General features: G+C 67.5%; 13 protein-coding genes. 10 read left to right on the forward strand and 3 right to left on the reverse strand.

The features are described from left to right. Positions 1-11: 11 nt before the first annotated feature. The 4 genes from modA (at position 12) to fdhD (ending at position 4307) form a co-directional block, all read left to right on the forward strand. Positions 12-767 carry a molybdate ABC transporter substrate-binding protein gene (modA, locus tag FYM52_RS04580; RefSeq protein WP_154163249.1) on the forward strand — a complete coding sequence of 252 codons (756 nt, stop codon included), beginning with the start codon at positions 12-14 and terminating at the stop codon, positions 765-767. A 101-nt stretch (positions 768-868) separates the two neighbouring features. Then, positions 869-1555, forward strand: a complete 687-nt coding sequence (modB, locus tag FYM52_RS04585; RefSeq protein ID WP_154163250.1) for a molybdate ABC transporter permease subunit — start codon at positions 869-871, stop codon at positions 1553-1555. Between the two features lie 14 nt (positions 1556-1569). Beyond that, positions 1570-2652 carry a molybdenum ABC transporter ATP-binding protein gene (modC, locus tag FYM52_RS04590; protein ID WP_154163251.1) on the forward strand — a complete coding sequence of 361 codons (1083 nt, stop codon included), beginning with the start codon at positions 1570-1572 and terminating at the stop codon, positions 2650-2652. Positions 2653-3419: 767 nt separating this feature from the next. Further along, positions 3420-4307: a formate dehydrogenase accessory sulfurtransferase FdhD gene (gene fdhD / locus FYM52_RS04595; protein ID WP_154163252.1), complete on the forward strand. Its 888-nt coding sequence runs from the start codon at positions 3420-3422 to the stop codon at positions 4305-4307. Between the two features lie 289 nt (positions 4308-4596). Here fdhD and FYM52_RS04600 read toward each other — a convergent pair whose 3' ends face one another. Next, the gene (locus FYM52_RS04600) at positions 4597-5421 is read right to left on the reverse strand and encodes a helix-turn-helix transcriptional regulator (protein ID WP_154163253.1); all 825 of its coding nucleotides are present in this window, start codon (positions 5419-5421) and stop codon (positions 4597-4599) included. Positions 5422-5557: 136 nt separating this feature from the next. Between FYM52_RS04600 and FYM52_RS04605 the strand changes: the two genes are divergently transcribed. The 3 genes from FYM52_RS04605 to miaB all read left to right on the forward strand — a co-directional run bounded on the left by FYM52_RS04605 (position 5558) and on the right by miaB (position 8488). Beyond that, positions 5558-6535 carry a bile acid:sodium symporter family protein gene (locus tag FYM52_RS04605; RefSeq protein WP_043380138.1) on the forward strand — a complete coding sequence of 326 codons (978 nt, stop codon included), beginning with the start codon at positions 5558-5560 and terminating at the stop codon, positions 6533-6535. Between the two features lie 108 nt (positions 6536-6643). Further along, positions 6644-7030 carry a hypothetical protein gene (locus FYM52_RS04610; protein ID WP_042411776.1) on the forward strand — a complete coding sequence of 129 codons (387 nt, stop codon included), beginning with the start codon at positions 6644-6646 and terminating at the stop codon, positions 7028-7030. Positions 7031-7159: 129 nt separating this feature from the next. After that, complete coding sequence (gene miaB / locus FYM52_RS04615; RefSeq protein WP_042411746.1) at positions 7160-8488, forward strand: tRNA (N6-isopentenyl adenosine(37)-C2)-methylthiotransferase MiaB; 1329 nt, start codon at positions 7160-7162, stop codon at positions 8486-8488. A 39-nt stretch (positions 8489-8527) separates the two neighbouring features. Here miaB and FYM52_RS04620 read toward each other — a convergent pair whose 3' ends face one another. Beyond that, positions 8528-9157 (reverse strand): sulfite oxidase heme-binding subunit YedZ, encoded by a 630-nt coding sequence (locus FYM52_RS04620; RefSeq protein WP_154163254.1) that lies wholly within the window; start codon positions 9155-9157, stop codon positions 8528-8530. A gap of 9 nt (positions 9158-9166) precedes the next feature. Then, positions 9167-10147: a protein-methionine-sulfoxide reductase catalytic subunit MsrP gene (msrP, locus tag FYM52_RS04625; protein WP_045267425.1), complete on the reverse strand. Its 981-nt coding sequence runs from the start codon at positions 10145-10147 to the stop codon at positions 9167-9169. 349 nt (positions 10148-10496) lie between these two features. Between msrP and FYM52_RS04630 the strand changes: the two genes are divergently transcribed. The 3 genes from FYM52_RS04630 to FYM52_RS04640 are packed head-to-tail and all read left to right on the forward strand — an operon-like array spanning position 10497 to position 14703. Further along, on the forward strand, positions 10497-12806 hold the full coding sequence (locus FYM52_RS04630; protein WP_154163255.1) for a hypothetical protein: 2310 nt from the start codon (positions 10497-10499) through the stop codon (positions 12804-12806). After that, positions 12788-14002, forward strand: a complete 1215-nt coding sequence (locus FYM52_RS04635; protein WP_154163330.1) for a hypothetical protein — start codon at positions 12788-12790, stop codon at positions 14000-14002. The genes FYM52_RS04630 and FYM52_RS04635 overlap by 19 nt, the downstream gene beginning before the upstream one ends. Then, positions 13999-14703: a DUF1266 domain-containing protein gene (locus FYM52_RS04640; RefSeq protein WP_154163256.1), complete on the forward strand. Its 705-nt coding sequence runs from the start codon at positions 13999-14001 to the stop codon at positions 14701-14703. Before FYM52_RS04635 ends, FYM52_RS04640 begins: the two co-directional genes overlap by 4 nt. Positions 14704-14744: the final 41 nt, after the last annotated feature.

Below are 14744 nucleotides of genomic sequence, written 5' to 3' on the forward strand. Positions count from 1 at the left end.
AATAGCGATCCATGTTCACCCTGCCCACCCTGCGCCGCAGCCTGATCCTGACCGCCCTGCTGGCGGGCGCCGCCCATGCCGATACCGTGTCGGTGGCCGTGGCGGCCAACTTCACCGCCCCGATGCAGAAGATTGCCGCGGAATTCGCCAAGGACACCGGCCACAAGGCCGAGCTGTCGTTCGGTGCCACCGGCAAGTTCTATGCGCAGATCAGCAACGGCGCGCCGTTTGGCGTGCTGCTGGCCGCCGATGACACCACCCCCGCCAAGATCGCCAGCGAGGGCAAGGGCGTGGCCGACTCGCGCTTCACCTATGCCGTGGGCAAGCTGGTGCTGTGGAGCAAGCAGGACGGCTACGTCGACGCCCAGGGCGCGGTGCTCAAGACCGGCAAGTTCCAGCACGTGGCGATTGCCAACCCCAAGCTGGCGCCCTACGGCCTGGCCGCGGAGCAGACGCTGACCCAGTTGGGCCTGCTGGAGCAGATCAAGCCCAAGTTCGTGCAGGGTGAAAACATCGGCCAGACCTACCAGTTCGCCGCCACCGGCAATGCCGAGCTGGGCTTCGTGGCCCTGTCGCAGGTGATGGAAGACGGCAAAATCAAGTCCGGCTCGGCCTGGCTGGTGCCGTCCAGCATGCACGAACCCATCCGCCAAGATGCCATTGTGCTGAACACGGCCAAAGACAACGCCGCCGCCAAGGCGCTGATGGACTACCTCCGCGGCGACAAGGCACGCGCCATCATCACCTCGTACGGCTACGCTTTCTGAAACAGGCAGCGCGCCGTTTCTGAGCACTTCCGCATGTTTGGATGCTGAAGTGCTTGTTTTAGCTGCGCAAGCAGCTCACTTTTTCACCACCCCCTTTGGGCATGCTCTCCACCGAAGACTGGGCCGCCATCGCCCTCACCCTGAAACTGGCCAGCGTCACCACCGTGCTGCTGCTCGTGCTGTGCACCCCGCTGGCCTGGTGGCTGGCCCACACGTCTTCGCGCTGGAAGGGGCCGATCAGCGCCGTCGTGGCCCTGCCCCTGGTGCTGCCGCCGACCGTGATCGGCTTTTACCTGCTGGTCACCATGGGGCCCAACGGTCCCGTCGGGCAGTTCACGCAATGGCTGGGGCTGGGGCGGCTGCCCTTCACCTTCGCAGGCCTGGTGGTCGGCTCGCTGATCTACTCGCTGCCGTTTGCCGTGCAGCCGCTGCAGCGGGCCTTTGAAAGCCTGGGCCAGCGCCCGCTGGAAGTGGCCGCCACCCTGGGCGCCAGCAAGCTGGACACCTTCTTCAGCGTGGTGCTGCCCCTGGCGCGCCCCGGCTTCATCACCGCCGCCGTGCTCAGCTTTGCGCACACCGTGGGCGAGTTCGGCGTGGTGCTGATGATCGGCGGCAACATCCCGGGCGTGACCCGCGTGGTGTCCGTGCAGATCTACGACCACGTGGAAGCCCTGGAATACGCCCAGGCCCACTGGCTGGCGGGCGGCATGGTGGTCTTTGCCTTCGTGGTGCTGGTGCTGCTGCACTGGCTGCAACCGCGCGCGCACCGCCACAGCTCCCCCCTGTAACCCTGGCCTGCCCCATGAATGACCGTGTGATCTCCGCCCGCCTGCAGCTGCAACGCGCCGACTTTGTGCTCGACATCGATCTGCAACTGCCCGGCCAGGGCATTACCGCGCTGTTCGGCCCCTCGGGCTGCGGCAAGACCACCTGCCTGCGCAGCATCGCCGGGCTGGAACGTGCCCAGGGCCAGGTGCGCGTCAACGGTCATGTCTGGCAGGACGATGCCAGCCGCTGCTGGCTGCCCACGCACCGGCGCGGCCTGGGCTATGTGTTCCAGGAGGCCAGCCTGTTCCCGCACCTGAGCGTGCACGACAACATCCATTACGGCCTGCGCCGCACCCCGGCGGCGCGCCAGCGTATCGCGCTGGAACAACTGCTGGAGCTGCTGGGCATTGCGCAGCTGCTGGGCCGCCAGCCGGCCACCCTGTCCGGCGGCGAGCGCCAGCGCGTGGCCATTGCCCGCGCCCTGGCCACCAGCCCGCAGATGCTGCTGATGGACGAACCCCTGTCCGCCCTGGACGCCGAACGCAAGGCCGAAGTCCTGCCCTACCTGGACCGCCTGCAGGCCCACCTGGACATTCCCGTGCTCTACGTCAGCCATGCGCTGGACGAGGTGGCGCGCCTGGCCAGCCACCTGGTGCTGCTGCGCGCTGGCCGCGTGCTGGCCCAGGGTGCGACGGCGACCATGCTAGCGCGCCTGGACCTGCCGCTGTCCCAGGGCGACACCGCCACGGCCGTGATCGATGCCCGGGTCCTGGCGCACGATGCCGCCACCCACCTGAGCACGCTGGCCTTCGCCGGCGGCCACCTGCGGCTGATCACCCCGCAGCCGCCCGTGGTGGGCAGCCAACGCCGCCTGCGCATCCAGGCCCGCGATGTCAGCCTGTGCCTGCACCCCCCCCAGCACAGCAGCATCCTCAACACCCTGGCAGCCACCGTGCAGTCGGTGCGCGAGGACACGCCGGGCTACGCCATGGTGGCGGTGCGCACCGGCCACACCCAGCTGCTGGCGCGCATCAGCCAATACTCGGCGCAGCAGCTTCACCTCGAAACCGGGCAGTCGCTGTTCATCCAGGTCAAAAGCGTGGCATTGCTGGACTGAGCGGCATGCCGCTGGCGCCAATATCGAGCATGCCGATCCCCCTAGGGCAGTGATGGCGGTGATTGACCACCATGTGGACACCCGCACTGCACCGACCCTGAACCTGGGCCTGGTACTGGATGCGCCCGCTTGTGGCCCGAATGCCAAGTCAGATGGTGTGAGGGTGAGGGCCCCCTCCCCCTGCGTGGCCTCGCCTGGTGAACCAACGCCCCGCACACGATGGGGTACTGGCTGGCCATTCGCCCACCACCACATGCGGCATCGCCCAGGTGGTCCGGCAATGTGCGGGCCGTCATCCAGGTCGGGGCAGCGCGTGCCGGGCCATGCTGCCCCGACTCACCCGCTGTGCGCGCACTCCATGCATGGCCTGCCAATCCCACGCCCGCGGTGCTCATGGGAGCGCGCTTGCAGACAACAACGCACGATGCGCCACGGCACAGGACCGTGCGTCACGCTGTACAGCGCCCGTGCCGCCGCGGCATCCCCGGGCTTTGTGGCCCTGGCCACCCTGCCGCGCACCAAGGCGACTTGCAGATGCAGATGCAGATGCAGATGCAGCCGCTGCAGCGCCTACCGGACGGAGGCCAGCACAGACCCCAACCGCCCTGCGATACAAGGAGCAGTGCGCGCTCAATGCACCTGGATTTCCGCATACTTTCGTGCTGAAAACCTTGAAAATCGAGCGCTGACAGCTCCTTTTTTTGATCAAATGGACGGGACAACCCACGCGGCAGCGATGGTTCCACCACGGCAGGGATAATCGCCGCATGACACTGCCTGCCGCCACCGCCTGCACGCTGGCCCCCGCCCCGCCCACCGCCGTCCCCGCGCTGCACACCCAGGCCGTGCAGCTGCACCATGCCGAACGTGGCGTGCTGGCCCAGGACCGGGTGCTGGCCAACGAAGTGCCGATTGCCCTGGTCTTCAACGGCATCGCCCACGCGGTGATGATGGGCACGCCGCTGGACCTGGAGGATTTCGCCATCGGCTTTGCGCTCAGCGAAGGCATCATCGACAGCGCCACCGATTGCTACGGCGTGGACGTCCAGCCCGTGGCCGCGGCCGCCGCCGGCCTGCCCGCCGGCATGGACGGCATGGAAGTGCAGCTGGAGATCGCCTCGCGCTGCTTCGCCCGCCTCAAGGACCACCGCCGCAGCATGAGCGGGCGCACCGGCTGCGGCGTCTGCGGCGTGGAAAGCTTCGCCGCGCTGGACCTGTCGTTCGACGCCCTGCCGGCGCGCGACTGGGTGGCCCGGGTGGACCTGCCCACCGTGCTGCAGGCGATCGCCAACCTGCCGCCCCGGCAGGTGCTCAACGCCCAGGCCGGCGCCATCCACGCCGCGGGCTGGGCCACGCTGGACGGCCAGGTGCACGAGGTGCTGGAAGACGTGGGCCGCCACAACGCCCTCGACAAGCTGCTGGGCCGGCTGGCCCGCACCGGGCGCCTGAGCGAACCCGGGTTTGTCGTCCTCTCCAGCCGCGGCAGCCATGAACTGGTGCGCAAATGCGCCAAGCTGGGCGTGGGTGCACTGGCCACCATCTCGGCACCCACGGCCATGGGCGTGCGCATGGCCGAACTGACCGGCCTGCGCTTCTGGGGCCTGTGCCGCTCACCCCAGGCCGTGCTTTACGCACCCGGCGCGCAGTCGGCCTGAACACCGCCGCGTTGATCCCCCCGAACAGCCACAGCAGAACCCGCAGCCACGCCGAACAGCCCAGCGACGCCACGCCCGACCCGTGCTGCAGGCTGGCCACGGACCATCGCCGGCGCCAGCCACGCGCGAGTGAAACGGGGCCCCCCAGCACACGATGGCCCCGGTTCCACAGTTGCGGCACACCGTGCCGATCCGGGCGATAGCCGAGGGAGCGCGTCCCTACCGTCGGTTTGGACTGGTCGCCCAGCCCCTGCACCGCCCACAGCCCCCCCCCTGCGCAAACACCCCTTCAGGACAAGGAGGAGGCCGCAGCGCGGGTGCGCAGGAACTGGCCGGGCGTGCGTCCGAACAGCTGGCGAAATGCGGCGATGAAGGCCGAGGTCGAGTCGTAGCCGCAGGTCAGGGCCACCTCGGTCACGCTCTGCTGGTCCTGCAGCTGCGGCAGGGCGGCCAGCAGGCGCGCGCGCTGGCGCCATTGGCGAAAGCTCATCTGCGTCTGCTTCTGGAACAGCCGGCCCAGGGTGCGCTCGGACACGCCCAGGGCCCGGCTCCAGGCCCCCAGCTGCAGCGGCGCCTCGGGCACGTCCAGCAGGTGGCGGCACCAGGCGCGCAGGCGCTCGTCCTCGGGCCAGGGCAGGCGCAGCGCGGCCGGTGGTGCGGCATGGATCTGGTCCAGCAGGGCCTGCACGAACCGCCCCTCGGCGCCCTCCTGGGCGTACTCCACCGGCAGGGTGGCGAAGTGGCGGATCATCTCGCGCAGCAGGTCCGAGACCTCCAGCACCACGCAGTCCGTGCCCAGGCCCGGCATGGCCCCGGTCTCGATGTAAAGGCTGCGGATCTGGGTGTGCGGCGCATTGACCACGCTGTGCACGCAGTGCGGCGGGATCAGAATGGCCCACTGCGGCGGCGCAATGAACAGGCCCTGGTGCGTCTGCACCTGCAGCACACCACGGCTGGCATAGGAGAACTGCACCCAGTCATGGGCATGGGCCACGGTGGCGGCCTTGCGCTGCATCTGCTCGGCACGCGCATACACCGGCCGCGGCAGCCGGGCCAGCACAGGCACGGGGCGCGAGGCCAGATCCCGGCGTTTTGTCGTTTCAGCGATATCCATGCGCCTGATGTCGTTAGCAGGAAAGTCGCCAGCGTACTAGAGTGCAGGCCAGCGCGGCCCGGCCGCCGTGGTTTGCCCCTGTTCCCACCCCCTGTTGGCCGCCGTCGGTGGCGGCCACGTTTGCCCCGCCCCTGCCATGCGACGCCCCCGTTTCCTGCCCGACAACTTCATGCTCATCCTGCTGGCCATGCTCCTGCTGGCCAGCGTCCTGCCCGTGCGCGGCGTCTATGCCGGCTATGCCACCACGGTGACCAACCTGGCGATCGCCCTGCTGTTCTTCCTGCACGGCGCCAAGCTGTCGCTGCAGGCCATCGTCAAGGGCATGGGCCACTGGCGCCTGCATTCGCTGGTGTTCGCCTGCACCTTCCTGCTGTTCCCGCTGCTGACCTACGCGCTCAAGCCCGTGCTGCTGCCCCTGCTGGGGCCGGAGCTGTTCCGCGGCATGCTCTACCTCAGCGCCCTGCCCTCGACCGTGCAGTCGTCCATCGCCTTCACCTCGATCGCACGCGGCAACATCCCGGCCGCCATCTGCTCGGCCGCCACCTCCAGCCTGATGGGCATCTTCATCACGCCCCTGCTGGTGCTGCTGATGCTGGGCCAGAGCGCACAGAGCCTGCCGTTCGGCGATGCCGTGCTCAAGATCATGCTGCAGCTGCTGCTGCCGTTTGTGCTGGGCCAGCTGGCGCGCCGCTGGATCGGGGCCTGGGTGGACCGCAACAAGGCCTGGCTCAAGCATGTGGACCAGACCTCGATCTACCTGGTGGTCTACACGGCCTTCAGCAGCGCCGTGGTCGAAGGCCTGTGGTCGCAGCTGCCGCTGCAGCAGATCCTGGCACTGGCCGTGGCCTGCTGCGTGCTGCTGGCCCTGGTGCTGGGCACGACCTGGTGGCTGGGCCGCCGCCTGGGCTTTGACCTGCCCGACCGCATCACCATCCTGTTCTGTGGCTCCAAGAAAAGCCTGGCCACGGGCGTACCCATGGCCCAGGTGCTGTTCGTGGGCGGTGCCATGGGCACGCTGCTGCTGCCCATCATGCTGTTCCACCAGATCCAGCTGCTGGTCTGCGCCGTGCTGTCCAAACGCTTCGCCGACCGCCCGGAGGAGCCGCGGGACTGATGCGCGCGGCCGCCACCGCGGCAGCCCGCCCGGCCATATCTGAGCGCGCTTCGCTGGCGTGGAGTTTTCTTTAGAATGCCGCAGTCTGTCAGCCCCTGGATGAACACCATGAACCGCTGCTCGCTTGCTTCCTGGATGGCCGCGCCCCTGCTGGCGGTGGCCGCCACCTGCGCGGCCCAAGAAGCCCCCAGCACCTTGCCTGCCGTACAAACCATCAAGCCGGTGCCCCACCCCGGCCTGCGCACCTTCCCCAGTACCGCGCTGGTGGGGGTGCTGCGCATCGACCAGGTGCCCAACGCGCAGATCAATGGCCAGCCCATCCGCACCGCACCGGGCTTTCGCCTGTTCAGCGCCGACAACAAGCTGATCTTTGCCCACACCGTGCTCAACCAGGAGCTGCGGGTGGCCTATGTCAAGGAAGCCAGCACCCAGTGGCTGCTGACGGCGTGGATCCTCACCCCCGAGGAACTCGCCCACTATTCGGTCAAGCGCTGACGCGGCGACCGCCTCTGGCCGCGTTTCAACGCTACCCTTTTTAGACCTGTTGCGCCCGCCCTGCTTGCCCGGGCGGCCGTTTTTACTTGGAAAACCAGCTGCCACCACGACGGCTGTGTTGCGACCCCGATGAGCAAAAAAGTCTTTATCAAAACCTTCGGCTGCCAGATGAACGAGTACGACTCGGACAAGATGGCCGACGTGCTGGGCGCCGCCCAGGGTTACGAGCCCACGCAGAACATGGACGAGGCCGACCTGATCCTGTTCAACACCTGCTCGGTGCGCGAGAAGGCGCAGGAGAAGGTGTTCTCCGACCTGGGCCGCGTCAAGCACCTGAAGGAAAAGGGCGTGCTCATCGGCGTCGGCGGCTGCGTGGCCAGCCAGGAAGGCGACGAAATCATCAAGCGCGCGCCCTATGTGGACGTGGTCTTCGGACCCCAGACCCTGCACCGCCTGCCCGAGCTGCTGAATGCCCGCGCCGCCAAGGCCAAGCCGCAGGTGGACATCAGCTTCCCCGAGATCGAGAAGTTCGACCACCTGCCGCCCGCGCGCGTGGAAGGTGCTTCTGCCTTTGTGTCCATCATGGAAGGCTGCTCCAAGTACTGCAGCTACTGCGTGGTGCCCTACACGCGCGGCGAGGAAGTCAGCCGCCCCTTCGAAGACGTGCTGGTGGAAGTGGCCGGCCTGGCCGACCAGGGTGTGAAGGAAGTCACACTGCTGGGCCAGAACGTGAATGCCTACCAGGGCAAGATGGGCGATACGGCCGAGATCTGCGATTTTGCCCTGCTGCTGGAATACGTGGCCGAGATCCCCGGCATCGAGCGCATCCGCTACACCACCAGCCACCCCAACGAGTTCACTCCGCGCCTGATCGAAGCCTACGCCAAGATCCCCCAACTGGTCAGCCACCTGCACCTGCCCGTGCAGCACGGCAGCGACAAGATCCTGATGGCCATGAAGCGCGGGTATACCGCTATGGAATACAAGAGCACGGTGCGCAAGCTGCGCGCCATCCGCCCCGACCTGGCGATGAGCAGCGACTTCATCGTCGGCTTCCCCGGCGAGACCGAGGATGACTTCCAGAAGATGATGAAGCTGATCCACGACGTGCGTTTTGACAACTCGTTCAGCTTCATCTTCAGCCCCCGCCCCGGAACGCCCGCGGCCAACCTGCACGATGACACGCCGCACGAAGTGAAGCTGCGCCGCCTGCAGGAGCTGCAGGCCGTGATCAACCAGAACATCAAGGACATCAGCCTGGAGCGCGTGGGCACCGTGCAAAAGCTGCTGGTCGAAGGCTTCAGCAAGCGCGACAACGGCGAGCTGATGGGCCGCACCGAGTGCAACCGCGTGGTCAACTTCCCCGGCCAGGAACGCCTGATCGGGCAGCTGGTCGACGTCAAGATCACCGAGGCCATGACCTACACCCTGCGCGGCGAAGTCCTGATCCAGGCCTGAGCAGGTGCGCCCGGCCGGCCCACAGGGCCGGTCCAGGCGTCAGCGCGCCGGCTGCCCGGGGGGACCGATGCGCCGCCCCTTGGTGTAGCGGTGCAGCACGCGCGCCAGCAGCAGCGCGGCCACGATGGCCAGGTAGACGCCCACCTCGGCCAGGTTGTTCTTGCCGGCACGCATCCACCAGAAGTGCAGCACGGCCAGCGCCGCCGCCGCATAGACCGCGCGGTGCAGGGCCTGCCAGCGCTTGCCCCCCATGCGACGGATGAGCCGCGGGATGGACGTGACGGCCAGCACCAGCAAAATCGCCCAGGCGAGGGTGCCCACCAGGATGAAGGGCCGCTTGGCCAGGTCCTCCAGCACCGCCGCCCAGTCCAGCCCCATGTCCAGCAGCAGGTAGCACAGCCAGTGCAGGCTGCCGTAGAAGAAGGCATACAGCCCCAGCATGCGCCGGTAAGCCGCCAGCCGGGTCCAGCCCAGCCACACGCGCAGCGGCGTGACGGCCAGCGCCAGGCACACGAAACGCAGGGCCCACAGGCCCAGGTCGCGCAGTAGGGCCTCGGCCGGGTTGGCCCCCAGACCGTCGGTGGCCGCCAGAGTGAACAGCCACAGCACCGGCACCAGGCACAGCAGATGCAGCGCCACGCGCTGCAGACCTTTCAGTGACAACGACATCGCGCCCCGTCAGAAGTGCTTGCGCAGGTCCATGCCCGCATACAGCTGCCCCACCTGGGCCTCATAGCCGTTGAACAGCTGGGTCTTGCGCTTGGGGGCGAACAGGCCGCCCTCGCCAATGCGCCGCTCGGTGGCCTGGCTCCAGCGCGGATGCGGCACATCCGGGTTGACGTTGGAGTAAAAGCCATATTCGTTGCGCGCCGCCTTGTTCCAGGCGGTGCCCGGCTCCCGCTCGACCAGGCGGATGGTGACGATGCTTTTGGCGCTCTTGAAACCGTACTTCCAGGGCACCACCACGCGCACCGGGGCCCCGTTCTGCTTGGGCAGCTCGTGGCCGTACATGCCCAGGGTCAGCAGGGTCAGCGGGTGCATGGCCTCGTCCATGCGCAGCCCCTCGGTGTAGGGCCAGTCCAGCACCGAGCGACGCAACCCCGGCATCACCTTGGGATCGGCCAGCGTGACAAACTCCACATACTTGGCGCTGCCCAGGGGCTGCACCTCGGCCAGCAGCTTGGACAGCGAATAGCCGATCCAGGGAATCACCATGGACCAGCCTTCCACGCAGCGCAGGCGGTAGATGCGTTCCTCCAGGGCGCTGAGCTTGCGCAGCGCATCCAGATCGAAGGTCTTGGGCTGCTGGACCAGCCCTTCCACACGCACCGTCCACGGCCGGGTGGGCAGCGCCTGCGCGTTGCGCACCGGGTCCCCCTTGTCCAGGCCGAACTCATAGAAGTTGTTGTAGCTGGAGGCATCGGCAAACGGGGTCTGCTTGTCCAGGGCCAGCGCCCCCGGCACGCTGGAGGGCAGCGCGCGCAAGGGCGCCAGAGCGTCCGGTGTGTCCGTCTTGGCAAAGGCGGCTCCCGACGCCACGCCCATACCGCCCAGGGCGGCCCACTGCAGCAATTCGCGCCGGCGCAGGTACACGCCTTCCGGGGTGATCTCGCTGCCATGCGGGTGGGTAAAACCCGAAGCGCCAGTCTGAATCAGCATAGTCATATCCTTGAATAAGGTTCACAAGCCCTGGTTCAGAGCACACAGTAGCGCCGAAGTTCCACGGCGCCCGCGCGCCCTGCCGTAAGCACCATGGCCAGCAGGGGCTCAGCCCCAGGCCCACATGCACCAGGCCCACGCATGCATTCCCCCGCAGCCATCACCCAGATGCGGTAGGTCACCAATCCGCGTCGATTCGGTCTGCATAGGGCCAGTCTCCGATAGAGTGCGGGGCATGCGATGCCGCGCGACCAAGCGCCACCCAGGGAAAGCGGGACCATCCACCCAGTCCGACCCCAGACCGTGCACCGGCACCGACCCCACGCCGACAGATTGCCCTTTGGACACCATGACCCCCACTGACGCACTTCAGGGCGAAGCCCTCTACGCGTTGCTCGATCAAGCCCGAGACCTGCTCCACGACTATGGCGAAGACCGCCACACCACCATCCATCCCCAAGAGCGGATGGCCGCAGCGGCCGAGCTGCTGAACCAACAACCTTTAGCACCCGCCAGTGCCGATGAACTGGAGCTGCTGCACGACTTTTGGTTAAAGCTGGAGCAGCCTGCCACGGCCAACGCGGCTCTGCAGCAGCACCGCGAGCGCGTACTGGCCACGGAAGGCCACGCCCGCGCGGAAGCGACCATCCGGCTCAACCTCAGCGACATTCACAGCCGCATGGGGTTTGACCCCGACGCCGCCCGCGCCTTGCTGCCCCCGACGGCCCAGGCGATCGACGCGCGCTTCCGTGAGAGTGACGACGACCGGTATTGGCAGAGCTGGAACTGGCTCGCCCACCAGTTGCACGCGTGGGAGGCCGTGGCAGATGCGCTCCCGCTGCAACGCGCGCAAGAGCGTTGCAACCCGGAGCTGGCCGAAGATGCCGCCTACCTCGACGCCTTGCTGCTGGTGCGCACAGCCGACTACCGGCACAAGGCGGGGCGCCACGCCGAGGTGCCGGCCCTGGTGCAAAGCGCCATCCACACCTTGCGCGATGCCCCCGCCGACCAGCATGTGGACTTTGACCGCTGGATGACGCTGGCGGAACATGTCTTGCATTTGGCCCCGCACAGCCTGCCAGCCCTGCTCATGGATTGCGAGCACAAGTTGGCACAACTGGAGAGCCCCCCGCCCTCCCAGGCGGTGCAGGCCCACCGCCAGGTCAAGATCACCCGCCTGCAAGCGCAGGCCTGTGCCCAGGCCGGGCAACTGGACGCTGCGTTGCAGCTGGCGCCCAAGGGCCGCGTCAGCCTGACCGATGACAACACGGATGCCTTCAGCGCCCTGTCTCTGGGCTGGTTGGTACAAGCCGGCCGCATGCAGGAGGCCGCCGATCTGGCGCTGGAGAGCGTGCTCCACGCCCGCCCGGGCTCGGCCGTCGCCGCCTTCAATCTGGCCAAGCAGCAGTTCCCCGGCGACCCTGCCCATGCCACCACCTGGGCGCTGGTGCTGGCCATCAGCCAGACCGATGAAGACGTCCGCCGCCTGCTGGCCCAGCAAACCCGGGCACCGCACCCGGCCAACTTCTACCTGGACAGGGTGCGTGCCGCACAGCCCCAGCATCCGGTGCTGGCGCTGATCGAAGGCATGCGCCTGGCCAAGCAGCGCCAGCTGGAGCAGGCCCTGCCCTTGCTGGAAATCGGCGTGGGCCAGCACCCCGAGATGGCCGACGGCAACAAGCTGTCCGCACTCTGGGCGGCGCGTTTTGCCGCGCTGCCGCTGGAGGAGGCGCTGGCGCGCCCCTTCCCCACCGCAGAAGGCGCACACTGGTGTTACGCCGCCGGTGTGGTGCTGGACGATGCCGACGACCTGGCCCCGCTGATGGGCGGCAAGAAGAAAGTGCCCGCACAGGCCACCCGCGAGCCGCTGGTCGTGCGCTATTACGAAGAAGGCCTGCGACGCTTTGAGCACTTCTGGGCCACCGGCGAGGGCCGCCACCACGATGCCGACCTGCATGTGTACTCCATGCTGTGCAACAACCTGGCCATCAAATACCGCTTCATGGGGCGCTACGACGAGGCGGCCGAATTGCACCACAAAGGCCTGGCCAGCAGCCCCTTTGCCGAACACCACAACAGCCTGATCTGGTGCTCCGTGGGCATGGACAACGACGCGCAGACCGTGGCAGACGCCGAGCGTCTGTGGCACTACGCCCAGGAACATGGCTACAGCCGCCACGAGCCCACGCGCTATCTGCCCAGTGTGGCCTATGCGCTCTACAGGCTCGACCGCGACGATGAAATCAGCATCTGGATGGAGCGCCTGGACGAATGGTTTGGCGAACTGACTCCGGATGTCCAGCGCAGCGTGCGGCGCAACTACCTGTCGGCCCTGATGTCTTTGCTGGACTTCTTTTCCAGCACCCGTCCCGAGCTGGTGCTGCCACGCCTGCGCGAGCACCAGGACGAAGTGATCGCCCTCAAGGACTGCTATGCACTGCGCCGCCTGGCCTGCGCCCTGGAGGCCTACCCCGAGCTGCTCGAAGAGTGCGTGGCACTGCACCAGCAAGCCCACAGCTACCTGGTCCCGGAGGATGGAGAAGAGGAGGAGCAGATGGTGCTCTCCGGCATCGAGCGCGCCCAGCGCAAACTGGCCGAGCGCGACGCACCGTCCAGCAGCGCCACAACAAACCGTCGACCCTGGTGGAGGTTCTGGTGAGCCAAGCCATGGAGACCCGCCCCGTTGCACCCGCCGTGGCCAGCGCCTACCAGGCGCGCGATGTCATCAATGCGCCCACCATCAAACAGCACATCCAGCAGCGCAGCGCCGCGCGCGGCGATGCTGACGAAGTGGCCGCCTGGCTGGCCAACCATTTCTACCGCCATGTGGTGGGCAATCTGCAGGCAGATGCGCCGGCCGTCCTGCGCATTGACGATGCCCAGCAGTTGCATGAGCTGGCAGGGTTGCAGGAGCCTGCGCGATGGGCATTGGAGCGGCTGGCACGCCAGCAAGCCGGCGAAGCACTGCCTGCGCTGTGGTGGATCCAGCCCGACAGCGCGGCTGTGCTCACACTGGAAACGCGGCTGGTGGAGTTTCTCTCCACCCGCAAAGGCACCTCGCTGGAAGGCAAGCTGCAGCGCATCAACTGCCCGCAGGCACTGGCACGCTGGACGCTGGAGCACCTGGCCTTCGAGAAGAAGCAAAACAGCGGCCGGGTGGCGCACAGCCAGCACGCCGTGCAAGGGCTGCTGCGTGGCCAGCATGGCACGTTTGTGGAGTTCGATGCCCGCAGTCCGCAGCTGCGCCAGGAAATGGCCTATGAAAGCCAGATGATGGGGCACTGCGTCGGCCAGTTCGCCAACCGCCAGGGCTTCAGCGGTGGCTATGGCGAGCACTACGCCACAGGGCTTGAATCTGGCCGCATGCGGCTGTTCAGCTACCGCACCGGCTCGGCCCAGCCGCGCATCACCGTCAACGCCTATGTGCAAACCGACGGCTCACTGCAGATCGAGCAGATCAAGGGCAAGCAGAACCGCCCGCCGATTGCGCGTTATGCCGCCGATGTGGTGGACCTGCTCAATCACCTGCCCCTCAACGACGAAGTGCCGGAGGACGCCCTGGCGATGGGCATCGTCCGCCGCCCCCCCGAACTACTGCAGGCACACCCCGGGCTTGCCCCGTGGTGCACGGTGCAGGCGCTGCGCACCGACGACGAACAGCTGTGGCTGGTGCAGCAGCACCCCCGTCTGCTGCCGCAGCTGGAGCTGCACTCACCGCTGGTGCAATGGATGGTGGCCGCCCGCAAGGATGCCGTCGGCCACGAAGCCCTGGAGCGCATGCACCTCTCGCCGGCGCTGCAGCAGACCCTGCTGCTGGCTAAACAGCGGCCAGGCCGCACGGGAGTGCGCGCATGAACGGCTGGATGATTGTCTTGCTGGTCATCGCCCTGATCTACTGGGTGCTGCGCAGCGGCTTCCAGCGCCTCAAGGCAGCCAAACGGCGTGGCGACATCATCAGCTACCAAGCGGGGAGCGCCGCATACAACTGGGCTTTGGCGCTGGCCCACCCCATGGCCTACCACGCCATGCAAGGGGGCTTTGCCAGCGACCTCGATGGCGCCACCGAATCGCTGGCCAAGCAGTTGCGCCCCATGGTCTTGCACCACGTGGGCCTGCGCACCGACCTCAGCGATGCGCAGGTGCGTCAGCAATTACCGGATGCGCTGCGCCAGCGCTGGTTCATGCTCGACCTGCAGCGCCTTCAACGCCACGACAACGCCCGTGCCGCCATGGCCTTTGCCTGCGCGCGTGTGACCTTCTTTGTGCGCAGTGCGAGATTGCTGGGCTGGCTCGACGATGCCACCCAGTGGCAGGTGCTGATGCTCAATGCCCAGCGCGCCCAGCAGTGCTTTGACAGCTGGCAGGCCTTCGGCCAGGCCTACGCCCAAGGCCGGGCGCAATGGACAGCCACCGGGCGCAGCGATGTGCTGGGCACGGTCTTCACCCCCGAAGACGTGGCGCAATGGGTGACGCAGCCCCAGCACCCCTGGCATGCGATGCGCTGGGATCTGCCGCTGGTCAGCGATGCCGCGACGGAGGCGACACCGGCAGCCTGAGCGGGCTTGCGCTGCGTCGAGTGGGCCTCCGCCTGGCTGGG

This window comes from Comamonas sp. CAH-2 (assembly GCF_009668305.1).
GTDB lineage: Bacteria > Pseudomonadota > Gammaproteobacteria > Burkholderiales > Burkholderiaceae_C > Comamonas > Comamonas aquatica.